The organism is Flavobacterium sp. P21 (genome assembly GCF_050632225.1).
GTDB lineage: Bacteria > Bacteroidota > Bacteroidia > Flavobacteriales > Flavobacteriaceae > Flavobacterium.
Window position 1 is genome coordinate 2637728 of sequence record NZ_CP192585.1, and the last position, 23997, is coordinate 2661724.

A 23997-nucleotide genomic window follows, 5' to 3' on the forward strand; every position below is an offset into this window, starting at 1 on the left:
TATAGTTAGTACAGTTGTACAAAAAATAAAGAAAATGTTTCCGAGTGATTTTAGAAACTTCATTTCAGTAAGTTTTTGATATATTCTATAATTTCTTTTCTATCAGTTGCATAATCAAACCATTTGGTGTTTTCATTTCGTTTGAACCATGTTAATTGTCTTTTCGAGAATCTTCTCGTGTTCTTTTTGATTTCTTCTATCGCAAAAGGCAAAGTGAATTCTCCGTCAAAATAACTAAATAATTCCCTATAACCGACCGTTTGCAATGCATTTAACGCTTTGTTAGGATAAAGTGCTTGGGCTTCTTTTAATAATCCTTCGTTCATCATAATATCAACACGTTGGTTGATTCTGCTGTAAATGATTTCTCTGTCGGCATCTAAACCTATTAGAATAGGAGTGAAGTCTCTGTTGTTTTTCTTTTGGTTTAAGAAAGAAGAATATGGTTTTTGTGATCCAAGGCACACTTCTACGAAACGCATCATTCGCTGTGGGTTTTGTAGTGTTTGTGGATTTTCGGCTGTTATTTTCTGGTGATATTCTGGATCTAGATTTTTTAGTTGCTCTTGAAGATATTCGATTCCGAATTTTTCATAGTTTGAATTTATTTCGGCACGAACTTCTGGAGCGATTTCTGGAAATTCGTCAAAACCTTTTAAAACAGCATCCACATAAAGACCAGATCCGCCAATTAAAATGGCAAAATCATTAGTTTTATATAAATCTTCAAGTTTTGAAAGTGCTTCTTTTTCGTAATCGCCAACGGTGTAATTTTCAAAAATAGATTTGTTTTGAATGAAATGATGTTTGGCTGAATTGAGTTCTTCTTGGCTTGGAACTGCGGTTCCGATAGTCATTTCTTTGAAAAACTGACGGCTGTCGCAAGAAACGATTTCGCATTTAAAATGTTGTGCCAAAGCAATACTCAAGGCTGTTTTGCCTATAGCTGTTGGTCCGACAATGATGATTAGGTATTTCATAGTTTTTAGCCCAGATGGAAATGGAAACCCCGGACTTATATTTGTTGAATTTTTTGGTGTAAAAGAGCGACCAGCGGAAGCTCCTTTTATGCCTTTAAAAAACAACAAATATAAGGAGGAGTTGCAATGTACAGCTGGATTAGCTTCTAAAAATTAATTATTTGACAATTTGGTTCCGCATTCATAACAATATTTAGCGTTATCGAAGTAAACTTGCGACTGACATTTTCGACATGTTTTTTTACTGCTTACAGCATTGTTTCTTAAACTGCTTTTGGCAAATTCGGCTGTTACAATTCCTATTGGTACAGCAATGATTCCGTAACCTAAAATCATTACGCAAGCGGCAATGAATTGTCCTAAAGGAGTTTGAGGAGAAATATCTCCGTAACCAACTGTTGTTAAAGTCACTATTGTCCAGTAAATTCCCATTGGAATGCTGGTAAAACCTGATTCTTTTCCTTCAACCAGATACATTATCGTTCCAATTATAACGGTGCTGATTAAAACAAAATAAATGAAAACCAGAATTTTTTCTTTACTGGCTTCGATAGCTTCTTTTAATTGCAGGGATTGATGGTTGATTTGCGGAATGTGCAAAATTTTAAATAATCGTAGAAAACGTAATGCCCTTACGATTGATAAAATACTCGCACCTGGGAAAAAGATGGACAAATACATAGGCAATACGGCAAGTAAATCGATGATTCCGTAAAAGCTGAAAATGTATTTAACTGGTTTCTGAATCGAGATAATTCTCAATATATATTCTATGGTGAAAAATACCGTAATTACCCATTCGCAAATTAATAATTGTTCATGATATTTAGAACTGACGCCTTCAACAGTGTCCAACATTATTAGTAGAACACTCAGTAAGATTAGCCCCAACAATACTAAATCGAACATTCGTCCTAAAATGGTATTGGTGCCATATAGAACGATTTTGACTTTTTCTCTGAAGATTTCGTATTGTGATTTTTTGTTTTTCATATCCTTAAAGATAATGAAAGTTTCGATTTGTTAAAAATGAAGTATTTTTAATGATTTGCTTTTGCGTATGTAACTCTGAATGATATTTTTTACATCGCGATTGTGTTGCATCGGAACCAGAATATTTTTCAGGATATCAATATTGGTAATTTGATAATTGAGATCATAATATGCGTAACCTTTGTAGATTCCGTTTTCAATCAAAATGGCGCTTCGTTCGTTTACATTTCTTCCTCTATCTATCAGAACCATGCTTTTGTTTTCAAAACTGTTTTCCGAGATAAATTGTCGCACTCTTAAATTGTAAACTTCTGGAGTAACCTCGCCAATGCAGGCTCCATCGCATTCTTTAATTTTATATTGAAAACATTCTTTTTTGGTTTGATATAAACCTGTCAGTTTTTGGCATAAATGGTATTTTGCGGTAATTTTAAAAAGCGCATTTTTACCTTCCTGCAATGATGCGTAAGAAGTAATTTCCTTTTTACGTCCGTCTGCTTTTTCTAACTTTAAGTTGATATAACCGTTTGAATCTTTTTCGGCATACAGAGCATATTGAAAAATGGTTTTGCGCTGTGCACGGTTGTATCTTGGTCTATTTACTTTTATTTCTTCGCTTTCTTTCAAAAGAGCAATTAATTCACTTCCAGTTTCATCATAAGTTATGGTAAAAACTTCGGCTTGAATTTTTTGCTTTTGGTTGTAACTCCTGTAAAATGCTGATTGACTCTTTTTTTGATATTTTGACTTTTGCCAATGTAAATTAGAGTGCCACCTTCGTTATAGATATAGTAAACTCCAGTCTTAGTTGGCATTTGACTTAAAATATCGAGGAATTTTGGAGCAATTCCTTTCTCAACTTCTAGTTTTATAAAATCTTTTACTATTGTTTTTTCTGTGTCTTTTTCTAGAAGCATTTTAAAAAGCTTCGTTGTGGCCATTGCATCTCCGCTTGCACGATGTCTGTCGGCCATAGGAATTCCGAGAGAACGCACTAGTTTTCCTAAACTGTATGAGGGTTGCTCTGGGATTAGTTTTTTAGCTAATTCTACTGTGCAAAGCGTTTTGGCTTCAAAATCGTAGCCTAAACGACGGAATTCTGTGCGAAGGATTCTGTAATCAAAAGAAGCGTTGTGAGCTACGATTACGCAGTCTGAAGTAATTTCAATAATACGTTTGGCTACTTCATAGAACTTTGGTGCAGACTGCAACATAGCGTTATTGATTCCGGTCAGTTTTACTACGAAGGGCTGAATCGGAATTTCAGGATTGACAAGGCTAATGAATTGGTCAACTACTTCGTGTCCATCAAATTTGTAGATGGCGATTTCGGTAATTCCTTCTTCATTAAATTGTCCTCCGGTTGTTTCTATGTCAAGTATTGCGTACATATTCAATGTCAATGTCAAAAATCAATTGCAATTACAATATCAAAAAAACAATTGCAATATCAAAAATCAATTTCAATTTTGAAATTGCCGTTGTCATTGTTATTGATTTTTGCCATTGTCATTGATATTGAAAAAATTATCTTTTGTTTATTATCATTTTTGATGAAATTGCGATTAATTGCTCTACTTCGATTAGAAGTTTATTTCTTTTACTGTCATCGCCTTCTTTAATATAATCTAGAATTTTTAATGAGTTTCTTGATTCTTTTAACTCCTTCACAACTAATGAAACTTTAAAAACAAAATCTTTATCAGTTATTGTCCCTTGTGCTTCTCCAAAATTTAAAGAGGCGCTCCCGGATGATCGAATTAATTGATTTTTATAATATTCATTTTCAAATAGTCTTTCTAACTGTCTTGTAAAGAAAATACATTCTCCAGCAAAACGAACTAATCGATCTTCAAAATTGAATATTTTTTCCATTTAAATTTTTCCCAGTTTTGAAATTGATATTGATTTTTGCAATTGAAATTGATATTGAAAAATCAACGACCGCCAAAGATACTGCTTCCAATGCGAACCATTGTGCTTCCGCATTCTATTGCCAATTGATAATCTCCCGACATTCCCATTGAAATTGTTGAGACGCACTGCAGTGCGTCTTTACCATATCCGTCAATTTTTTTAATGAATCAAAAATGGATTTTAAATGGGTAAATTCTTTTTTAATCTGGTTTTGGTCTTCGGTGAAAGTGGCCATTCCCATTAAACCTAAGATACGAATATTTTTCATCTCTTTAAACTCCGAAGAAGTTAAAAGTTCATTTAATTCATTTTCGTCTAAACCAAATTTAGATTCTTCTTCAGCAATATAAATTTGAAGAAGACAATCTATTGTTCTATTATTTTTTAAAGCTTGTTTATTGATTTCTTGCAATAACTTCAAACTGTCAACACCGTGAATTAAATTCACATAAGGCGCCATAAATTTGACTTTATTTGACTGAACGTGACCAATCATATGCCATTGGATATCTTTTGGCATTTGTTCCCATTTCTCGGTCATTTCCTGAATTTTGTTTTCTCCAAAAATGCGCTGTCCAGCTTCATAGGCCTGCATCAAATCGGATACAGGTTTTGTTTTTGAAACGGCAACTAGAGTTACGTGTTCAGGTAAACTTGTTTTGATTGTATTTAAGTTCGATGCTATTGACATTTTTCTATTTTTTCTTGGATTCTCATTATATATAACTTTTCGTCAATTATAATTTTTTCTCCTTTGAACTTTTTAAATTCATTAAATATTTCGAGTATTTGTTCATCCGAAAAGGTATCAAATAAATTTATCGTATAATATTTTTTTTATGTTTTAATCTAATATAAAAAATTACACTTGTTAAACCTGCTCGAGAAGGAATACCTTCCAATTCAATATTAGTCTTTTTTATATCTAATATTTTTTTCCATTGGGTATTGAATGTTTCACCAAATAAAATAATAGTATTTTCTTCAAAGGCTATTAAATGAATATTGTTTCTACTCTTGTAAATAGTGAAATACATGCTAATTACCAAAAGTGCCGATCCAATTATGATGGTATAAGTTTTCTCAAGATTAAAAATGACAATTAAGGACGTAACAACAAAACAGTTTATAAAAAAGTCTAAATTTCTTAGAGTAAAAAAACGTTGCCAAAAATTTTTATACTCGCCCCTTAATTCTGTCATAACTTAATAAAAGTTAAATAAACTGCTTCGAAATCTTCTCTGCTTTTTTACTTTCGCTATAATCGTAAAAACCTTCACCAGATTTCACTCCCAGTTTTCCAGCTCTTACCATATTTACTAAAAGTGGGCAAGGAGCATATTTAGGATTTTTGAATCCGTCATACATTACATTTAGAATGGCAAGACAAACGTCAAGTCCAATAAAATCAGCTAATTGAAGTGGTCCCATCGGGTGCCCCATTCCTAATTTCATTACGGTGTCAATTTCATAAACTCCAGCAACACCATTGTATAACGTTTCAATTGCTTCGTTTAACATTGGCATTAAAATTCTGTTTGCTACAAAACCTGGATAATCGTTTACTTCTACAGGAACTTTACCTAATTTTTCAGATAAAGTCATGATGATTTTTGTTACCTCATCACTTGTATTATATCCGCGGATGATTTCAACCAATTTCATAATCGGCACCGGATTCATAAAATGCATTCCGATAACACGTTCTGGGTGTGCCACAACAGCTCCGATTTGTGTAATTGAAATTGAAGAAGTATTTGTTGCCAGAATAGTATTGTGAGAACAGTATTCGTTTAATTGTTTGAAGATATTCAGTTTTAATTCAACGTTTTCAGTTGCGGCTTCAACTACCAAATCAACACCAACAACGCCGTCTTTAATATCAGTATACGTTATAATATTGGTGATTGTTTTGGCAACGTCTTCTTGAGTGATGGTTCCTTTAGACAACATACGCTCTAAGTTGGCGACAATTGTTGCCATTCCTTTATCTAATGATTTTTCAGAAACGTCGATTAATTTTACGGTAAATCCGCTTTGCGCAAAAGTATGAGCAATTCCGTTACCCATTGTTCCTGCTCCAATTACAGCTATTGTTTTCATTTTATGCTAGATATTTTTTTATGATTTAGCCACGAAATCATCAATTAATTTGTGAATTCGTGGCTAATTTATTTTGATTTTTTTAAACTATTTGTTGAAACAATCAATAATTTGATATGCCACACGTAATGCGTCTGTTGCCTGTTCAAGTGTTACAACTGGAGTTGTGTCATTGTTAATTGCATCTGCAAACGAATTTAACTCATCTAAAATTGCATTGTTGTGCTCTACATCCGGATTGGTGAAATAAATTTGTTTTTTGACTCCTTCGGCATTTTGAAGAATCATATCAAAATCTCCAGGAACTTCTGGTGCGTCTTTCATACGAACTACTTCACATTTTTTTCTAAAAAGTCAACAGAGATGTAAGCGTCTTTTTGAAAGAAACGAGATTTACGCATGTTTTTCAGTGAAATTCTGCTAGCAGTTAAATTGGCAACGCAACCATTTTCAAATTCGATTCGGGCATTCGCAATATCTGGAGTATCGCTAATTACAGAAACTCCACTTGCATGAATGTCTTTTACTTTTGAATTAACTACACTTAAAATAGCATCAATATCATGAATCATTAAATCCAAAACTACAGGGACATCTGTACCACGCGGATTAAATTCTGCCAAACGATGTGTTTCAATAAACATCGGGTTTTCGATCATGTTTTTTGTGGCAATAAAAGCGGGATTAAAACGTTCTACGTGACCAACTTGTCCTTTTACGTTGTATTCGTTTGCTAAAGCAATAATTTCTTCAGCTTCTTCAACTGTATTGGCAATAGGTTTTTCTATAAAGATATGTTTTCCAGATTTGATCGCAACCTTTGCACATTTGTAGTGCGAAAGTGTTGGAGTTACAATGTCAATCACGTCGACAGCGTGTATGAGTTTTGCAATTGTACTGAAGTTTTTATAGCCAAATTCCTTTGAAATTCTTTCGGCATTTTCTTGATTTTCGTCGTAAAATCCAACTAATTCGTATTTGTCAGATTGTTGTAATAAGCGTAAATGTATTTTACCAAGATGACCAGCACCTAAAACTCCTACTTTTAACATGAGAATGTATTTTAAACAAAAATAGAATTTATTTGTTGAAAGTAAAAAAGAATTTAGTGAATTGTGAAATGTGAGTTGTGAATCGTAAAATGTTAATTATTGGTTGTTGGTCGTTATTTGTTAGTCATTGGTCGTAATTTACATCCGTACTTTTAAACTTACCACTCTCATCAAAGACGAAGGACATGAGGGACATGAATGGCTTCGACTTCGCTCAGCCTGACAAAGGGAGATTTACAACTTTTAACTTTCGACTTTTGACTTTTGACTTTCGACTGTATTAATTTATTATTTAAAAATCAATATTTGAAATCCTGTTTTGTTTCTTATTTTTGCCAAAATAAAACCAATCCATTTTGAAAGATACTGCCAAACATCAAGGACTTCGCAATCAATTAGTAAGCACTTTAGAACAAAAAGGAATTACTGACAGAGCGGTTTTGGATGCGATAAAAAAATCCCGAGACACCTTTTTTTGAATTCAAGTTTTGAAGATTTCGCGTATCAGGATAAAGCATTTCCTATTGGGGCAGGGCAGACTATTTCTCAACCTTATACAGTTGCTTTTCAGTCGCAATTGCTTGAAGTGAAGAAAGATCATAAAGTTTTAGAAATCGGTACAGGTTCTGGTTATCAGACGGCTGTTTTGTTTATGCTTGGCGCTAAAGTATATACAGTTGAAAGACAAAGTGAATTATTTAAAACGACATCTAATTTATTTCCGAAATTAAACATTCGCCCAAAACACGTTACTTTTGGCGACGGATATAAAGGATTGCCAAATTTTGCGCCTTTTGACAGTATTATAGTTACAGCAGGTGCGCCTTTTATTCCGCAACCTTTAATGGCGCAATTGAAAATAGGAGGAAGGCTTGTTATTCCGTTGGGAGAAGATGTTCAGATTATGACTTTATTAATCAGGAAGAATGAAACTCAATTTGAAAAACATGAGTTTGGAGAATTTAGATTTGTTCCTTTGTTAGAAGATAAAAATTAATGAGAAAGCCCAGTTTTAGCTGGGCTTTTTATTTTTCGATTAATTGTATCGCTCTTTTTAGGTTTTCTTTTTCGATTCTAATTATATAATTGATAAAAATTGATTTATCATTCTGAATCTGACTTTCCTCCAAAATAGAGAAATACTCATCGATACTCTTTTGATCTTCGTCAATAGTGACGTATGTGTAATTATTTTGGATTAAAATCCAATTTAATGCTAAGTTTGCCATTTGCAGATTTCCATTTTCAAAAGGCTTAATTTGAGCTATTTTTAGATGAGCTTCAGAAGCTAGAATTAAGGGATGCAGATTGTTTTTTTGTGATTCATACCAATTAAAAAATAAATTCATTTCGCGTATAATAAGTGCATCATTGATATATTTTCCAAAACCGTCAGATTCGAATCCTTTAAAAAGAAAAGTGTGAAGCAAAAGAAAATCCTTTTCATTTAATGTTGTTTTCTTTTGAATTAGATCTTTAATGTAGAATGTTGCTTCTTGAAAATTAATGGCTTCAAGATGATTTTGCATGCTTTTTCCAGAAATGGTCATTCCTTCATTTAAAATTAGTTTGGTTTCTTCTAATGTCAATGGATTCTTGTTTAAATGAATACTTTTAAATACAAATTCTAATTCTAAAGTTTTTGAAATTTGACGAAACTCAAAATGATTGAAAGAATTGATTTTATTTTTTAAGATTTCAATTTCATTTAGAATATTTTGATTAAAAGATATTAATGCTGAGTTGATTTCTTTTTTATTGTTTTGAATTTCTTGTTCAGCTAAAATTAAGGCTTTCAAAGCAAATTCTTCTTCGCCAATTTCATAAAGAATCTTTTCTTTAAGCCAGGCAATCATCAAAGTTTCATAATCAATTTCTAAAAGTTGAGAAAGCTTAATTATTTGATCTTTGGTTGGTTTTCGTGTTCCAGATTCGAATTTGCTTATCAAGGCTTGGTCGATTCCAGCAAGCTGTGCTAATTCGCGTGTTTTTAAGCCTTTTTGTTCTCTGGCGTTTTTTAATAAAGATTTCATTTTAATGAAAATTTTAGTCTTGACAAAATTAGTCAATTTTTTGAATAAAAGAAAAGCAAGCATTTTTAATATGTCGCTTTTTGGTATACTATTTTGGAGGCAGAGAGCCATCTTTTCTCATTTCTTTTACAACAGCCTGCATAATGGCATCTATCGTTTGGCCTAAATCTGTTGCATATTGTGATTCGGTAGTTCCAGTCCAAATTAATTTATTCTGTTTTAATGAGAAAATATTGGTTTCAACCATGTAAGAGGTAGTTTCTTGATAATATCCTGGATCGTAGAAATTTGGCGAGTACATTCCGTACCAATTACCAAAACCATATCCGTAAACTCCGGTGTACATTCCGTCAAATCCTCCATAATACATTCCTGTGTAAGTTCCAGGAACATAATTAACTTCTTTTTCTTTACTAACTAAACGCATTGTAACAACACCATCAAAATTTTCATCTTGCAATATTTTTAATTTTTGCTCCTTTGTTAATTCTGAAGTTGCATTTAAATATTGATATGAAGTTTTGAATACAGGATTTGTTGATGCAATTCTATTTTCAGTAATTCTTCTGGAAGCTTCATCTTTGACCAAAGCAACGACTAAAACTTTCTTAAATTGCTCCTGTGCAACGGTTACATCTGGGTCTCTCCAGCTATTTACGATCGAAGTATTGTCGCCACAACCTGAGAGAGACAGCACGGCGGTTAACATAAGTAGATACTTTTTCATATTTTACGGTTATATTGTTTGTAGTAAAAATAACGATAAAATATTTATAAAAGCATCATTTTGAGAAAATTAAAGAAGCATTAGTTGTATGCTTTTTTGATTCTGTCTAAATCGCGTTTTGTGTCTTGTTCTTTTAGAGATTCACGTTTGTCGTAATTTTTCTTTCCTTTACAAAGACCTATTTGCAATTTGGCCAATCCTTTTTCGTTGGTAAACAATTTTAATGGTACAATAGTAAGTCCTTTTGCCTGAACGCTTTTATGAAGCGTTTTTAATTCTTTTTTATTGAGAAGTAGTTTTCGTTCACTTCTTGATTTGTGATTGAATTGATTTCCAAAAGAATATTCTTCGATATAAGTATTGATAGCAAAAAGCTCCATGCCACTGAATTCGCAAAAACTTTCTGTAATATTTGCTTTGCCTAAACGTATTGATTTGATTTCCGTACCAGCCAAAACAATTCCGGCGGTATAGGTATCGATTATTTCGTAATCAAATCGGGCTCTTTTGTTTAATATGTTGACTGATTTTATCATAACTGCAAATGTAAAACAAAATTGAAAAATTTTGATGCGATATAAGATAATTAAAGATTTTTTTAATCTATGATTTTAATCAGTATTAAAGAAAAAGCTTACACTTAAGTTTGTTCCATAATTTAAAACAAACTCAAAATGAAAAAGATTTTTACACTAGTAGGTATTTTATTTATCGGTTTTGCTGTTCAAGCACAAGATTCTGGCCAAGGATTAAAAGGAGCTTGGTTTGCAACTTCTCAATTTGGATATCAAAAGACTAAAACTGGAGATGTAAAAGGAACTAATCTATCAGTGCTTCCAATTGTGGGAACGTTTATTACACCATCTGTAGCTGTAGGTGCTGGAATTGGTTACATTAACATTAAATCAGATGGTTATGTAACTGGTAGTGCAGATGTTAAAACACTTGCCAAAACAGATTTAATTGTTATTCAGCCATTGGCTAGAAAATATTGGAACGTAGCAGGTTCTTTATATTTCTTCGGACAAGTCGCGCTACCAGTTATTACTGGAAAAGAAAAAGAAAGCAACTTAAAAGTAAATCAAGTTGGGGTGTCTGTATCAGGTGGTTTTGATTATTTTGTAACTAAGAATTTCTCTGTAGAGTTCTCTTATGATTTAGCAAACTTTACTTCTACAACTTTAAAGCCAGAGAATGGAGAAAAAACAACAGTTACAAATTTTGGATTAGCTCATGTGGCTAATGTTGATTCCTATTACAATACAGCATTAGGCGGAAGTGCTCCAAACTTAACAACCCCAATTTCTGTAGGATTCAAATTTATATTCTAATTTATTCTTTATTTGATTAACGTGAAATTCTTTTAGTAATTTTGCAAAAAAAGAAGACCGTACTTTTTTAGAGTACGGTCTTTTTGATATAATTTAAAAAAAAGAATAAAATGGAAAATAAATCAAAAGATCCTTTACACGGAATTACACTTCAAAAAATTGTCGAAACTTTGGTCGATTATTATGGTTTTGATACTCTCGGGGAATTAATACCTATCAAATGTTTTAATTCAAATCCGAGTATAAAATCATCGCTTACTTTTTAAGAAAAACAGATTGGGCTCGTAAAAAAGTAGAAGATTTATATATTAAAACACTTCCTAAATTAAGCTGATTTTATAACTTATATGAAATCATAACTCCGCCACGGTATGGTAACCATTCACCGCTTTTATTATAATCTTTGGCTTTGTCTTCAGGATATCTACCTGGTGTCCCGTCATTGTAATGTCCTTTATAGAATCCTTGATGCCATCCACCTCCTGCAAAAATATCCAATAAAAACTTATCACTTAATTTGATATTGTAACCAACTGTAACACCTAAACGATATCCAAAGCCATCTTCATACATATTGGTATCCCAATAATTCCATTTTTGAATTTTGTAAATATCCGGGCCAGCATGAGCTCCAACATAGAATCCATCATATTTTTCTTTGAAGTGGTAACGAACTTCTGGAGTGAAAGTATAAAATTGCATTGGGTTGTGGCCATTGAAGGATTTCCAAAAAGAGGCCATAACATCAAAACTAAAAGTTGTTTTTTCTCCAATGCTTGTTTCTACACCAACATTTGGAATTGCTAAAAGTGCTGTAGCGCCATTGAATTTAATAAAAGTTTGACTTTGCGATTGAATTGAAATAAAGATAATGGCTAATAAAAGTATTTTTTTCATAAGGATGTTTTTGAGCGAAAAAAGTGTTTAGTGGCTTATTTCGCGTGCAAATATACCATATTAACGTATTTTATGGATTAATAATATTTGTTTTAACAATATTATTTTTTTGTCAGAAATTGTTAAAATTCTATTTTTCTAATAATGAGTAAATTACCTTGTCTAAGAAACGGCCTTCATAAAATTCAGATTCTTTTAAATGTGCTTCTTTTACGAAACCGCATTTTTGCAATACTTTTTCTGAAGCTAGATTTTCAGGATCTATAACAGCCTCAATTGAATGCAGTTTCATATCGTTAAAACCATAAGCTATTAATCGATTTACAGCTTCAGGGATGATTCCTTTTCCATGAAATTCAGGCAAAAGCATGTAGCCTATTTCGGCGCGGTAATTTTCAGGTTGCATTCTGTAATAGCCAATAATACCTAAAAGTTTTGAGTTGCCTTTTAATGTAATTCCCCAATTGATTCCAACATTAGTTTCGATTTTCTCATCAATCATTGCAATATGCTCCAAAGCATCGTCGTTGGTCTTTACTAACGGACGTGGAATATATTTCATTGTTTCAGGATTTGAACGTAATTCAAAAACTTCATTGACATCGTCGTTTGTGATTCTTCTTAAAAGCAAACGTTCTGTTTCTATTATTGGAAAAGGATGAAAGTTGAAATCTAACATTTTATAAAATTTTTATACTGAACTGAGAGTGAAAAGTCTGGTCTATTTCTAGAGTAATAATACCTTCTTTTTCGAATAAATTTCCAGAATTGCTCGCTGTGTCTGAATAACCAAACCAAGGTTCGATGCAAACAAATGGCGCTTGGTCTTTAGTCCAAATTCCTAAACTTGGAAAATCTTCAAAATCAACTTGAACATATGGTTTTGAATTTTCAAGTATTGTTAATGATTTTGATTCCAATGCTTTAAAAACAAGAGCATCATTTTCGAAAAGTTTATAATTTAAAGGAACTACATTGTTCGTAGTTTTTAAAGTTTCGGTTTTATTAGAAATCAAATCATTCTCCAAAAGATTAAATTTCAGATTTTCTTCTTTTTCGAACTTGAAAGCATAACTTTCAAAATTTTCTGGAAGTGCTATTGCAGGATGTGCACCAATGGAAAAAGGTATTTTGTTTTCTCCTTTATTAATTACGATATATTCTATTTTTAAAGAAGTATTTTCTAAAGTGTAAATGAGTTGCAACTCAAATTCAAAAGGGTATTTTTTTAAAGTTTCTTCATTTGATTCTAAAGAAAAAACAGCGCTGTTCCCTGTTTTTTCAACCAATTTAAATTCCATATCCCTTGCAAAGCCATGTCTTGGCAATTGGTATTCTTTTCCATTAATAGAATAAGTATTGTTTTTTAAAGTGCCGACAATCGGGAAAAGAACAGGAGAATGTTTTCCCCAGAAATTAGAATTTCCTTCCCAGATATATTCTTTGTTTTGATTGTCTTTTAATGAAAATAATTCGGCTCCAGCATGTTTTATTGAAGCTGTTAATACTGAATTTGATATAGTTGTATTCAAAATAATAGAATTGTGATAGTTAATTTTATTGCAGTTGTAAAGGTATTTGAATAAATTTTATTTTTTAGGAAAATCGCTTAATTTGTTTAATTAATAAAATTTTGCTAAAATTAAATTTAACCTTGGGTATTTCTCTGTAAATAGTATTTTTTTCATTAATTTGCTACATAAACAGCTAAAAAATATGAAAAAGCAATCTGCAAAAGCCATTTTAACCGCGACTTTATTTTTTGGGATTTCTTCTGTATGGGCGCAACAAACTACGCAGGCGACAACAACAAATCCAGTAAACAATTACAATTATCATGATGCCTTTGCTCCGAATTTTTATACTAAAAACGGAACTTCGACACGTACTGCAAGTGGTCAGCCTGGTCCAGAATATTGGCAAAATAGAGCCGATTATCAGATTTCGGCAAAATTGAATGCAGTTACGAACGAAATTACTGGTACAGATGAAATAACTTATACCAATAATAGTCCCGACAAATTAGGTTTTCTTTGGCTGAATTTAGATCAAAATTTATTTAAAGATGATTCTAGGGGAAACGCAGTTGTTCCTTTGACAGGAAGTCGCAACGGAGCTCAAGGCCAGGTTTTTGACGGAGGAAATAAAATAAAATCTGTAAAAATAATTTCAGGAGGAAAAACTAAAACAGAAGTTGAAGCGAAATATATCATTACAGATACTAGAATGCAGATTTTTCTTCCGCAAGAATTAGCGACAAAAGGAGCTTCTGTAAAAATCAAAATCGAATTCTCGTTTATTGCTCCTTTTGAAGGATCAGACAGAATGGGGGTTTTGGAAACTAAGAATGGAAAAATCTTTACAATTGCACAATGGTATCCACGTATGTGTGTGTATGATGATGTGCGAGGATGGAATACGGCACCGTATTTGGGAGCTTCTGAGTTTTACTTAGAGTATGGAGATTTTGATGTAAAATTGACGGTTCCAGGAAATCAATATGTTGTGGCTTCTGGAGAATTAATCAATGGTGCTGAAGTTCTCTCTGCAGAACAATTAAAACGTTACAAAGACGCTTCGAACAGTGACAAAACAGTTATGATTCGTACTGCTGACGAAGTTAACGCTACAGCAAACACAAATGTAGGAACTGAAAAAACGTGGCACTATAAAATCAAAAATGCGCGTGATTTTTCTTGGGCATCGTCTTCAGCATTTATCTTAGATGGAGCAAAAATCAACTTGCCAAGCGGTAAAAAAGCTTTGGCATTATCAGCTTATCCAGTTGAAAGTAATGGAAACGATGCGTACGGACGTTCAAGCGAATATGTAAAGGGGGCAATCGAGCATTATTCAAAACAATGGTTCGAATATCCTTATCCAGTTGCAACTAACGTTGCAGGAAATGAAGGCGGAATGGAATATCCTGGAATTGTTTTCTGCGGATGGAAGTCTCAGAAAGAGGATCTTTGGGGAGTTACAGACCACGAATTTGGTCATATTTGGTTTCCAATGATTGTGGGGTCAAATGAAAGATTATTTGCATGGATGGATGAAGGATTCAATACTTTTATCAATTCATTAAGTACTGCCGCTTTCAATAATGGTGAATACAAAGAAAAAGCAACAGATTTGCATGAACAGGCAGAACCATTTACTAGACCTGACTTAGAAACTATCATGAGTTCTCCAGATAATATGAAGGAAGCTAATATTGGAATGCTTTGTTATTTTAAGCCAAGCGCTGGGTTGGTGATTTTGAGAGAGCAAATTTTAGGAAAAGAACGTTTTGATAACGCTTTTAGAACTTATATCCAGCGTTGGGCTTACAAACATCCACAGCCAGATGATTTCTTTAGATCGATGGAAAATGTTGCCGGTGAAGATTTAAGCTGGTTCTGGAGAAGCTGGTACGTAAACAACTGGCGTTTTGACCAAGGAATTAATTCGATTAAATACGTGAAAAATGATCCTGCAAAAGGTGTAATTATTACAGTTGAAAATTTCGAAAAAATGCCAATGCCGATTGTGTTGGATGTTAAAACAAAAAGCGGAAAAGTGACTAGAGTTAATTTGCCAGTAGAAATTTGGCAACGTAATAATGATTGGTCTTTCAAACATAATTCTACTGAAGAAATTGAAAGCATTACTTTAGATCCAGATCATGCTTTTCCTGATTTCAATGAATCAAATAATGTTTGGACAGCTGGGAAAGGCAAAGTGGAGCAAGATGTTGTTTTAGATGGTTATTTAGGAAATTATTCAACATCTAGAGCACCTGTTAAAATTGAATTCACAGAGAAAAACAGTGCTTTGTATGCTGAATTGACAGATTATCCTAAGTTCTCAGTAAAACCAGTAGCTGGAGAAAAAGATACTTTTGAATCAAAAAGAGCGGGAGTGAAGTTTAAATTCAACGAAGCTAAAACTGCTGTTGATATGATTTTATCTGATGGAAAATCAATTCCGTTTACTAAGAATTAAAGTTTAAGATATTTTTAAATCATTTATAACCCGATAGTTGTCAGCAATTATCGGGTTTTGTTTTTCTGTATATTCACAAAACGTAAAAAAAATGTTAGAATTTTATTTTTTTGTTTTGGGAATTAAAAAATAATGTACTTTTGCACCGATGAATAAAATAAGTTTACATATAACTTCTTTGTCACGGACAAACTCACCGATTACTTCTCCCGAAGTACGGACGCTATCTCTATAGTGTTCACTGAGTTTTATAGCCGTATATTTATTCATATCCATTTTTCATTTTGAAATCACATAATTTGTCCATTGGACAAACATATCCTAAAAGTATTTATTATTTTGTAAATTTTCTTGATCAAGTTTTTGATTTTGAGAATGTTACTTCTGTTTTGCTTAATTTTATTGGATTCAATTCTGGATTTCAAACGAATCAATATGCTTTAATTTTTAACTCTAACTTCAATTATTGAAAATGAAGATCTCTATTGTTGTTACCCAGGAAGAACATTTCAAATTCGCACAGGAAATTTGCGATACGATAGAATCATCTGCCTTGTTAAGAGGTACAGGGATTGCTAAAAGAACTCCTGAGTACATTCAGAAAAAAATGTCGAATGGTGATGCGATGATTGCTCTGGCCGATGGAAAATTTGCAGGTTTTTGTTATATCGAAAGCTGGGAACACGGAAAATTCGTAGCGCATTCAGGATTAATTGTACATCCTGATTACAGAAGTTTAGGTTTGGCAAAAAAATCAAATCGAAAGTTTTTGACTATTCTTTAAAAAGATATCCGGACGCTAAAATATTCGGAATTACAACTGGTTTAGCGGTTATGAAAATTAACTCTGAACTAGGTTATAAACCGGTCCCATTTTCAGAATTAACAACCGATCCAAGTTTCTGGGCGGGCTGTAAAACATGTACCAATTTTGAAATTCTACAAAGCAAACAAAACAAAATGTGTCTTTGTACCGGAATGTTGTACGACCCAAAAGAAAAACAAAAAACACCACCAAAACATCCTTTTAATGAGGCTGTTTTAAGCAGACTTAAAAAAATTAAACAGGCTTTATTCTTAAACAAATTATTGTCATTTATTTTTTTATTTAAAATTTAACCAAAAAGAAATCTCAAACTGCTAAATACGAAAGTATTAGCCAAAATTATAAAAAATGAAAAAAGTAGTATTAGCTTATAGCGGAGGATTAGATACCTCGTATTGTTTGAAATATTTAAAAAATGAAAAAGGATATGAAGTTCATACTGTACTTGTAGATACAGGAGGATTTTCTGCTGAAGAATTAACAGCTATTGAAAAAAGAGCTTACGAATTAGGAAGTGCAAAACACGCCAACTTAACGATTTTAGATAAATATTACGATAAAGCTATAAAATATCTGATTTTCGGAAACGTATTAAAAAACAATACATACCCGTTATCAGTAAGTGCTGAACGTGTTTTTCAAGCAATTGAGGCTATAAAATATGCGAAAAAAGTAGGAGCAACAGCAATCGCTCACGGAAGTACTGGTGCAGGAAATGATCAAATTCGTTTCGATTTGATTTTCCAGACTATTGCTCCAGAAATCGAAATTATTACGCCAATTAGAGATTTAAAATTATCAAGACAAGAAGAAGTTGATTATTTGGCTCAAAACGGAGTTCACTATTCTTGGGAAAAAGCACAATATTCTATCAATAAAGGACTTTGGGGAACAAGTGTTGGAGGAAAAGAAACGTTGACATCAAGCCAGCCATTGCCAAGTGAAGCATATCCTTCGCAATTGCAAAAAGAAGGAGAAGAGAAAGTAACGCTTCATTTCGAACAAGGAGAATTAGTTGGTTTAAACGGAAAAACAGATAAACCATCAAATAATATTGTAGCGCTGGAAAAACTAGCAAGTGCTTATGCTATTGGTAGAGATATTCACGTAGGAGATACCATTATTGGAATTAAAGGAAGAGTTGGTTTTGAAGTCTGCCGCGCCGTTAATTATCATCAAAGCACACCATTTATTAGAGAAACATACTCTTGGAAAATGGCAACAATATTGGAAAGAACAATTAGGAAACTGGTACGGAATGTTATTCCACGAAGGACAATTCTTGGATCCAGTTATGAGAAACATTGAAACTTTCTTGCAAGACACTCAAAAAACAGTGAATGGAACGGTTACAGTTTCATTAAAACCATATCATTTCTCATTGGACGGAATTGAATCTGAAAACGATTTAATGAATACAGGCTTCGGTCAATACGGTGAAATGAACAATGCTTGGACATCTGACGATGCAAAAGGATTTATTAAGATTTTAGGAAATGCGCAAAACATATTCTCATCTGTAAACAAATTAGATCATGATTAATGTCGGAATTATTGGTGGTTCAGGCTACACTGCCGGAGAGCTCATCAGAATTTTAATGTATCATCCAAACGTAAACATCGATTTTGTTTACAGTACAACAAACGCTGGAAAACCTCTTTCTATAGCGCACCACGATTTGATGGGAGATATCGAAATGAACTTCACAGCAGAAATCAATCCGAATGTGAATGTTGTTTTCTTGTGTTTAGGTCACGGAAAATCAATTTCATTTTTGAAAGAAAATCAGTTTGCGAGTCATACTAAAATCATCGATTTAGGAAACGATTTCAGATTGAATAAAGATGCGCATTTCGAAGGAAAAGATTTTGTTTACGGTTTGCCCGAAATCAATAAAGCCGAAATCAAAAAGACAAATTATATTGCCAATCCAGGTTGTTTTGCAACGGCTATTCAGTTGGCTTTATTGCCTTTAGCAAAACACAATTTGTTGAATAATGATGTTCATATTAATGCTACAACAGGAAGTACAGGAGCAGGAGTAAGCCTTTCTGAAACTTCTCATTTCAGTTGGAGAAATAATAATATGTCACATTACAAAGCTTTTGAACATCAGCATTTAGGCGAAATTTCAGAAAGTCTGGTTCAGCCGCAAGATGATTTTGACAGCGAATTGCTTTTTATTCCGAACAGAGGAGATTTTCCAAGAGGAATTTTTGCAACTTTATATACAGTTTGCGATGATAGTTTGGAGCAATTAGTAGCAAAATACGAAGAGTTCTATAAAAACGAACCTTTCGTAACTGTTACTACAACCAACATCAACATGAAACAAGTGGTGCAAACGAATAAATGTATTATTAGTTTATTGAAAAAAGGAAACCGGGTTCTCATAACATCAATTATCGATAACTTAACCAAAGGTGCTTCAGGACAAGCGATTCAAAACATGAATTTAATGTTCGGTTTAGAAGAAACCACAGGTTTACATTTGAAACCAAGCGGATTTTAGATTGTTGGTTAACCGTGTAATCGTTAATTCGGTTAATCGATTAAACAAATCAACGATTAAACAATTAAACAAAACAAAAAATGAACTTATTCAACGTTTACCCATTATACGACATAACTCCAGTAAAAGCAGTAGATTGTACAATTATTGACGACAAAGGAGTAGAATATTTAGATTTATACAGCGGTCACGGTGTGATTTCTATTGGACACACACAACCGGATTATGTAGCAAAACTTAAAAATCAAATAGATAATTTAGGTTTTTATTCAAATGCGATTCAGAATCCTTTACAGGTTGAATTGGCACAGAAATTAGGAAAACTTTCTGGTCTTGAAGATTACGAATTGTTTTTATGCAGTTCTGGAGCTGAGGCCAATGAGAATGCTTTAAAATTAGCTTCTTTCCATAATGGAAAATCAAGAGTTGTGGCTTTTCATAATTCTTTTCACGGAAGAACTTCTGCGGCCGTTGCCGTTACAGATAATAAAAAGATTGTTGCGCCAATTAACGCGCGGCAAGTAGTTACTTTTTTGCCTCTAAACCAAATTGAATTAGTTGAGGCAGAATTAGCTAAAGGTGATGTTACAGCTGTAATTATCGAAGGAATTCAAGGAGTTGGAGGTTTAGACCAAGGAACAACTGAGTTTTTTCAAGCTTTAGAGAAAGCATGTAAAAAACATGATGTTGTTTTAATTTTAGATGAAGTGCAGTCTGGATATGGAAGAAGCGGAAAATTCTTTGCTTTCCAACACCACGGAATCAACGCTGATATTATCTCAGTTGCAAAAGGAATGGGGAACGGATTTCCTGTTGGAGCGATTTTGATTTCTCCAAAATTCGAAGCAAGTTTCGGATTATTAGGAACAACTTTCGGCGGAAGCCATTTGTCTTGTGCTTGCAGGAATTGCAGTTTTAGATGTAATTGAAAAACTGGATTTACAAAAGAATGTAAACGAAGTTTATGAATATTTCTTAGAAAAAATCAAAGAAGTTGAAGGTATCAAACAAGTTAAAGGAAAAGGATTAATGCTTGGAGTGGAGTTTGATTTTGATGTAGCGGCTTTAAGAAAGAAATTGATCATCGAAAAACACATTTTTACAGGAAGTGCCAACAATAAAAATCTATTAAGAATTTTACCGCCGCTTACAGTGAAAAAAGCGCATATCGATACGTTTGTAAAAGCTTTAAAAGAAAGTTTAGAAGAGTTAAAAAACTAATTCTCAGTCAATATTAAACCTGACGGGTTTTCAAAACCCGTCAGGTTTAAAATATAAGTTTCTGTTACTAAAAGAAACAACCAAAAAACAACCAACCAACTACAAATTATGAACCCATTATCAATTGAAAAACGCAATCTCGTACTGCGGACTATGGCAAAGCTGGTCGAACAGGAGCGGAATCAGATTATCTTAACCAATCAGGAAGATCTTGCTGATTACGACGGCTCAGATTTAGCAATGGAAGAACGCTTAAAAGTAGATGATAAAAAAGTCGACGAGATGATTTTATCATTAAATCAATTAGCTTCTCAGGAAGATCCTGTTGGCGTTGAGCGTTTTCATTTTACTCATGATAATGGAATAAAAGTGGTGAATAAAACAGCCGCTTTCGGAACGATTTTAATTATTTATGAATCTCGTCCTGATGTTACAATTGAAGCAGGCGGAATCGCTTTTAAATCCGGAAATAAGATCTTATTAAAAGGAGGAAAAGAGTCTTTAAAATCAAACTTAAAAATCGTAAGTCTTTGGCATAGAGCTTTAGAAGAAAACGGAGTTTCAAAAGAGTGGGTGGAATATCTAAATTACAACAGAACAGAAACTCAGGCTTTTTTAGAAAAACCAACTCAAAAAGTCGATTTAATAGTTCCGAGAGGCGGAGAAAAACTTATTGAATTTGTAAAAGCACACGCAACTTGTCCCGTAATTGTGAGCGGACGCGGAAATAATTTTGTTTACGTTCATGAAGATGCAGATACAGATTTGGCTTTAAAAGTAATTTTAAATGCTAAAACAGCTAAAATTTCGGCTTGTAATGCTTTGGATAAAGTTTTGATAAGTTCTAAGCTCCCAAATTTTGAAGGTTTTACAGCGATGTTGATTGAAGCTTTAATCGAAGCGAAAGTGGAAGTTATTGTCGATAAATCTTTAGAGAATTTCGAGAATACGAAAACAATTCAAAACGAAGATATCTGGTACGAAGAGTTTTTGGATTATAAAATCGTAATCGGAACCATTGATTCTCAGGATCACGCTATTGATATGATTAATAAATACTGTGGAGGGCATTCAGCCGCAATTATTACTAGAGATAATGAAGTTGCACAGCAGTTTATGGAATCGATCGATGCAGTTAGCGGTTTACCAAAATGCTTCAACCCGTTTCACAGACGGTGGACAATTTGGTCTTGGCGGAGAATTAGCGATAAGCACTGATAAATTGCATCAAAGAGGACCAATCGGCCTTCAGCATCTGGTGACCAATAAATGGTACGTTTACGGAGAAGGACAAATACGATAATTTTAGATTTTAGAGTTCAGATTTTAGATTGATGATTAACGATTTTTGATTTTAGATTATTGTAATTTAATTATAGATAAAGCTTTGCGAACTTAGCGTTTGTAAACACAAACAAGATAAGAAACCTTGCGCCCTTTGCGTTAAAAATAACTTAGTGCCTTAGCGCCTTCGTGGCAAAAACAAAAGACATGGCAAAAAAACGGATTTTATTAAAAATAGGAAGTAATACTTTAACCAAAGAAACCAATCATATTTCGCGGGGAAAGATTGAAGACCTCGGAATACAGATTGCGGCTTTAAACGACGAATATGAATTTATCATAGTGAGTTCAGGAGCAATTGCGGCGACAAAACAATTTGTAAAGTTGGATAATCAAGATAAAGATGTTTTTGTGAAACAGGCTTTGGCTTCAATAGGTCAGCCACATTTAATGCGGATTTACAATGAAAATTTTAAGGATTTAGGCTTAAATACGTCACAATGTTTGCTTTCATACTCTGATTTTGAAAAAGAACAGACCAAAAAGAACATTGTGAATACCATAAATGTATTAGTCAAAAACAATTACATTCCGATTATCAATGAAAATGATACCGTTGCCACAGATGAGATTCGGTTTGGAGACAACGACAAATTAGCGGCTTTAACGGCGGTTCTTTTAAATGTTGATATTCTGATCATTGCTACCAATACAAACGGAATTTACACAAAGAATTCAATTTACGATGAAGTTCCGGAAACAATTAAATTGGTAAATGATTTAAAAACGTTAGAAAAGGAAATCGGCGAATCAAAATCATCGCACGGAACAGGAGGGATGCAATCCAAAATAGAAGCGAGCAGCAATTTCAAAAGCGGCCAATATAGAAACCTGGATTGTCAACGGACTGAATGATAATTTTATTTTAAAAGCATTAAAAGACGAAATTCCATTTACGAAAATCGTTTAATTGTTTAATCGTTAATTCGGTTAATCGATTAAAAGCAGAACATAAAAAAACACAAATGGATAAAGTTAGATTTGATTAAGCGACAGAAACGATTAAACAAATCAACGATTAACCGATTAAACAAAAAAACAATGAACTATATCTCAATAAAAGAAATCAACTCATTATCAAAATGGGTAAAACAAGCGATTAAAATCAAAAAGAATCCGCTTAAAAATCAAAGTTTAGGAAAGAATAAGACTTTAGGAATGTTATTTTTTAATCCAAGTTTAAGAACGCGTTTGAGTACTCAAAAAGCGGCAATGAACTTAGGAATGAACGTTATGGTAATGAATTTTACCAACGAAGGCTGGACATTAGAGTTTGAAGACGGAGCTGTAATGAATTCAGGTGCTTCAGAACATATTAAAGAAGTAAGCAGAAGTAGTTTCGCAATATTGTGATATTATCGCGATTCGTGCTTTCGCAGGTTTGGTTGATAAGGAAAAAGATTATCAGGAAACTGTAATTTCAGGATTTTTGAAATACGCTACAGTGCCAATCGTAAATATGGAAAGTGCTGTTCGTCACCCATTACAGTCTTTGGCAGATGCTATTACAATGGAAGAATTCAAGACAAAGCATAAACCAAAAGTGGTCCTTTCTTGGGCACCACATCCAAAAGCATTGCCACAGGCAGTTGCAAATTCATTCGTAGAAATGATGCAAATGCAAAAAGACATGGATTTTGTAATCACGCACCCAGAAGGTTACGAATTAAGTTTAGAAATTACAAAAGACTGCAAAATCGAATACGATCAAAACAAAGCGTTTGAAAATGCCGATTTCGTTTATGTAAAAAACTGGAGTAATTTCAACGATTACGGAAAAGTAACCAACAGTGATCCGAACTGGACTGTAACGGCAGAAAAAATGGCTTTAACCAATAACGGAAAGTTCATGCACTGTCTTCCAGTTCGTCGTAACGTAATCGTAAGCGATGAAGTTTTGGATGGAGAAAATTCAATCGTAATCGAGCAGGCAAACAACAGAACGTATTCAGCACAATTAGTTTTACAAAAGATTTTGAAGAAAATATAATTTTTTTAAAGTTGCTAAGATTCTAAGCTACTAAGATGCTAAGAAACTTTGCGCACAAAAAACTTAGTATCTTAGAATCTCAGAAC

General features: G+C 33.1%; 15 protein-coding genes and 11 pseudogenes. 12 read left to right on the forward strand and 14 right to left on the reverse strand.

All coding sequences use genetic code 11. The features are described 5' to 3' along the window. Positions 1 to 59: 59 nt before the first annotated feature. On the reverse strand, positions 60 to 980 hold the full coding sequence (miaA, locus tag ACQ9BO_RS13075) for a tRNA (adenosine(37)-N6)-dimethylallyltransferase MiaA (RefSeq protein ID WP_431245028.1): 921 nt from the start codon (positions 978 to 980) through the stop codon (positions 60 to 62). Here miaA and ACQ9BO_RS13080 point away from each other — a divergent pair. Next, the gene (locus tag ACQ9BO_RS13080; protein ID WP_431245029.1) at positions 961 to 1137 is read left to right on the forward strand and encodes a hypothetical protein; all 177 of its coding nucleotides are present in this window, start codon (positions 961 to 963) and stop codon (positions 1135 to 1137) included. The genes miaA and ACQ9BO_RS13080 overlap by 20 nt on opposite strands. Here ACQ9BO_RS13080 and ACQ9BO_RS13085 read toward each other — a convergent pair. The 6 genes and pseudogenes from ACQ9BO_RS13085 to ACQ9BO_RS13110 form a co-directional block, all read right to left on the reverse strand. Then, positions 1134 to 1973, reverse strand: a complete 840-nt coding sequence (locus ACQ9BO_RS13085) for an ion transporter (RefSeq protein WP_431245030.1) — start codon at positions 1971 to 1973, stop codon at positions 1134 to 1136. The genes ACQ9BO_RS13080 and ACQ9BO_RS13085 overlap by 4 nt on opposite strands. A gap of 30 nt (positions 1974 to 2003) precedes the next feature. Then, positions 2004 to 3364: pseudogene (locus ACQ9BO_RS13090) on the reverse strand (exonuclease domain-containing protein). 136 nt (positions 3365 to 3500) lie between these two features. Next, on the reverse strand, positions 3501 to 3848 hold the full coding sequence (locus ACQ9BO_RS13095) for a four helix bundle protein (protein WP_091496967.1): 348 nt from the start codon (positions 3846 to 3848) through the stop codon (positions 3501 to 3503). A 62-nt stretch (positions 3849 to 3910) separates the two neighbouring features. Next, positions 3911 to 4581 (reverse strand): annotated as a pseudogene (locus tag ACQ9BO_RS13100) (YggS family pyridoxal phosphate-dependent enzyme). A gap of 524 nt (positions 4582 to 5105) precedes the next feature. Beyond that, positions 5106 to 5993, reverse strand: coding sequence for a 3-hydroxyacyl-CoA dehydrogenase family protein (locus ACQ9BO_RS13105; RefSeq protein ID WP_431245031.1), 888 nt, complete (start codon positions 5991 to 5993; stop codon positions 5106 to 5108). Between the two features lie 87 nt (positions 5994 to 6080). After that, positions 6081 to 7045: pseudogene (locus ACQ9BO_RS13110) on the reverse strand (Gfo/Idh/MocA family protein). Between the two features lie 356 nt (positions 7046 to 7401). Here ACQ9BO_RS13110 and ACQ9BO_RS13115 point away from each other — a divergent pair. Further along, positions 7402 to 8042: pseudogene (locus ACQ9BO_RS13115) on the forward strand (protein-L-isoaspartate(D-aspartate) O-methyltransferase). Between the two features lie 28 nt (positions 8043 to 8070). On the opposite strand, the gene ACQ9BO_RS13120 reads toward ACQ9BO_RS13115, so the two are convergent. The 3 genes from ACQ9BO_RS13120 to smpB all read right to left on the reverse strand — a co-directional run bounded on the left by ACQ9BO_RS13120 (position 8071) and on the right by smpB (position 10341). Beyond that, complete coding sequence (locus ACQ9BO_RS13120) at positions 8071 to 9078, reverse strand: helix-turn-helix domain-containing protein (protein ID WP_431245032.1); 1008 nt, start codon at positions 9076 to 9078, stop codon at positions 8071 to 8073. Positions 9079 to 9166: 88 nt separating this feature from the next. Then, complete coding sequence (locus ACQ9BO_RS13125; protein WP_431245033.1) at positions 9167 to 9805, reverse strand: hypothetical protein; 639 nt, start codon at positions 9803 to 9805, stop codon at positions 9167 to 9169. A gap of 80 nt (positions 9806 to 9885) precedes the next feature. Continuing rightward, on the reverse strand, positions 9886 to 10341 hold the full coding sequence (smpB, locus tag ACQ9BO_RS13130; RefSeq protein WP_026729458.1) for an SsrA-binding protein SmpB: 456 nt from the start codon (positions 10339 to 10341) through the stop codon (positions 9886 to 9888). Positions 10342 to 10479: 138 nt separating this feature from the next. Here smpB and ACQ9BO_RS13135 point away from each other — a divergent pair, with 138 nt between their 5' ends. Both ACQ9BO_RS13135 and ACQ9BO_RS13140 read left to right on the forward strand, forming a co-directional pair. Continuing rightward, complete coding sequence (locus tag ACQ9BO_RS13135) at positions 10480 to 11136, forward strand: hypothetical protein (protein WP_431245034.1); 657 nt, start codon at positions 10480 to 10482, stop codon at positions 11134 to 11136. A 110-nt stretch (positions 11137 to 11246) separates the two neighbouring features. Continuing rightward, positions 11247 to 11470: pseudogene (locus ACQ9BO_RS13140) on the forward strand (VF530 family DNA-binding protein). Positions 11471 to 11472: 2 nt separating this feature from the next. Here ACQ9BO_RS13140 and ACQ9BO_RS13145 read toward each other — a convergent pair. The 3 genes from ACQ9BO_RS13145 to ACQ9BO_RS13155 form a co-directional block, all read right to left on the reverse strand. Continuing rightward, positions 11473 to 12033, reverse strand: coding sequence for a DUF3575 domain-containing protein (locus ACQ9BO_RS13145; RefSeq protein ID WP_431245035.1), 561 nt, complete (start codon positions 12031 to 12033; stop codon positions 11473 to 11475). Between the two features lie 130 nt (positions 12034 to 12163). Further along, on the reverse strand, positions 12164 to 12712 hold the full coding sequence (locus tag ACQ9BO_RS13150; RefSeq protein ID WP_431245036.1) for a GNAT family N-acetyltransferase: 549 nt from the start codon (positions 12710 to 12712) through the stop codon (positions 12164 to 12166). 1 nt (position 12713) lies between these two features. Next, on the reverse strand, positions 12714 to 13565 hold the full coding sequence (locus ACQ9BO_RS13155) for an aldose 1-epimerase family protein (protein WP_431245037.1): 852 nt from the start codon (positions 13563 to 13565) through the stop codon (positions 12714 to 12716). A gap of 184 nt (positions 13566 to 13749) precedes the next feature. On the opposite strand from ACQ9BO_RS13155, the gene ACQ9BO_RS13160 reads away from it, so the two are divergent. Further along, complete coding sequence (locus ACQ9BO_RS13160; protein WP_431245038.1) at positions 13750 to 16017, forward strand: M1 family metallopeptidase; 2268 nt, start codon at positions 13750 to 13752, stop codon at positions 16015 to 16017. Between the two features lie 102 nt (positions 16018 to 16119). On the opposite strand, the gene ACQ9BO_RS13165 is transcribed toward ACQ9BO_RS13160, so the two are convergent. Next, positions 16120 to 16287, reverse strand: a complete 168-nt coding sequence (locus ACQ9BO_RS13165; RefSeq protein WP_431245039.1) for a hypothetical protein — start codon at positions 16285 to 16287, stop codon at positions 16120 to 16122. A 202-nt stretch (positions 16288 to 16489) separates the two neighbouring features. Here ACQ9BO_RS13165 and ACQ9BO_RS13170 point away from each other — a divergent pair. The 7 genes and pseudogenes from ACQ9BO_RS13170 (at position 16490) to ACQ9BO_RS13200 (ending at position 23911) form a co-directional block, all read left to right on the forward strand. Further along, a pseudogene (locus tag ACQ9BO_RS13170) lies at positions 16490 to 17136 on the forward strand (GNAT family N-acetyltransferase). A 55-nt stretch (positions 17137 to 17191) separates the two neighbouring features. Next, positions 17192 to 18386, forward strand: a pseudogene (locus ACQ9BO_RS13175) (argininosuccinate synthase). Then, positions 18379 to 19356, forward strand: coding sequence for an N-acetyl-gamma-glutamyl-phosphate reductase (gene argC / locus ACQ9BO_RS13180; protein WP_431245040.1), 978 nt, complete (start codon positions 18379 to 18381; stop codon positions 19354 to 19356). The pseudogene ACQ9BO_RS13175 and the gene argC overlap by 8 nt, the downstream one beginning before the upstream one ends. Before the next feature lie 80 nt (positions 19357 to 19436). Next, a pseudogene (locus ACQ9BO_RS13185) lies at positions 19437 to 20577 on the forward strand (aspartate aminotransferase family protein). Between the two features lie 108 nt (positions 20578 to 20685). After that, a pseudogene (locus ACQ9BO_RS13190) lies at positions 20686 to 21880 on the forward strand (glutamate-5-semialdehyde dehydrogenase). Positions 21881 to 22068: 188 nt separating this feature from the next. Then, positions 22069 to 22831 (forward strand): annotated as a pseudogene (gene proB, locus ACQ9BO_RS13195) (glutamate 5-kinase). A 131-nt stretch (positions 22832 to 22962) separates the two neighbouring features. Then, positions 22963 to 23911, forward strand: a pseudogene (locus tag ACQ9BO_RS13200) (N-acetylornithine carbamoyltransferase). Positions 23912 to 23997: the final 86 nt, after the last annotated feature.

Excerpts from the sequence above, each read along its gene's own strand:
- ACQ9BO_RS13120 (WP_431245032.1), bottom strand. The coding sequence starts at position 9,078 with ATGAAATCTTTATTAAAAAACGCCAGAGAACAAAAAGGCTTAAAAACA.
- ACQ9BO_RS13135 (WP_431245034.1), top strand. The coding sequence starts at position 10,480 with ATGAAAAAGATTTTTACACTAGTAGGTATTTTATTTATCGGTTTTGCT.
- ACQ9BO_RS13105 (WP_431245031.1), bottom strand. The coding sequence starts at position 5,993 with ATGAAAACAATAGCTGTAATTGGAGCAGGAACAATGGGTAACGGAATT.
- argC (WP_431245040.1), top strand. The coding sequence starts at position 18,379 with ATGATTAATGTCGGAATTATTGGTGGTTCAGGCTACACTGCCGGAGAG.
- ACQ9BO_RS13080 (WP_431245029.1), top strand. The coding sequence starts at position 961 with ATGATGATTAGGTATTTCATAGTTTTTAGCCCAGATGGAAATGGAAAC.
- ACQ9BO_RS13160 (WP_431245038.1), top strand. The coding sequence starts at position 13,750 with ATGAAAAAGCAATCTGCAAAAGCCATTTTAACCGCGACTTTATTTTTT.
- ACQ9BO_RS13095 (WP_091496967.1), bottom strand. The coding sequence starts at position 3,848 with ATGGAAAAAATATTCAATTTTGAAGATCGATTAGTTCGTTTTGCTGGA.
- ACQ9BO_RS13085 (WP_431245030.1), bottom strand. The coding sequence starts at position 1,973 with ATGAAAAACAAAAAATCACAATACGAAATCTTCAGAGAAAAAGTCAAA.
- miaA (WP_431245028.1), bottom strand. The coding sequence starts at position 980 with ATGAAATACCTAATCATCATTGTCGGACCAACAGCTATAGGCAAAACA.
- smpB (WP_026729458.1), bottom strand. The coding sequence starts at position 10,341 with ATGATAAAATCAGTCAACATATTAAACAAAAGAGCCCGATTTGATTAC.
- ACQ9BO_RS13150 (WP_431245036.1), bottom strand. The coding sequence starts at position 12,712 with ATGTTAGATTTCAACTTTCATCCTTTTCCAATAATAGAAACAGAACGT.
- ACQ9BO_RS13125 (WP_431245033.1), bottom strand. The coding sequence starts at position 9,805 with ATGAAAAAGTATCTACTTATGTTAACCGCCGTGCTGTCTCTCTCAGGT.
- ACQ9BO_RS13165 (WP_431245039.1), bottom strand. The coding sequence starts at position 16,287 with ATGAATAAATATACGGCTATAAAACTCAGTGAACACTATAGAGATAGC.
- ACQ9BO_RS13145 (WP_431245035.1), bottom strand. The coding sequence starts at position 12,033 with ATGAAAAAAATACTTTTATTAGCCATTATCTTTATTTCAATTCAATCG.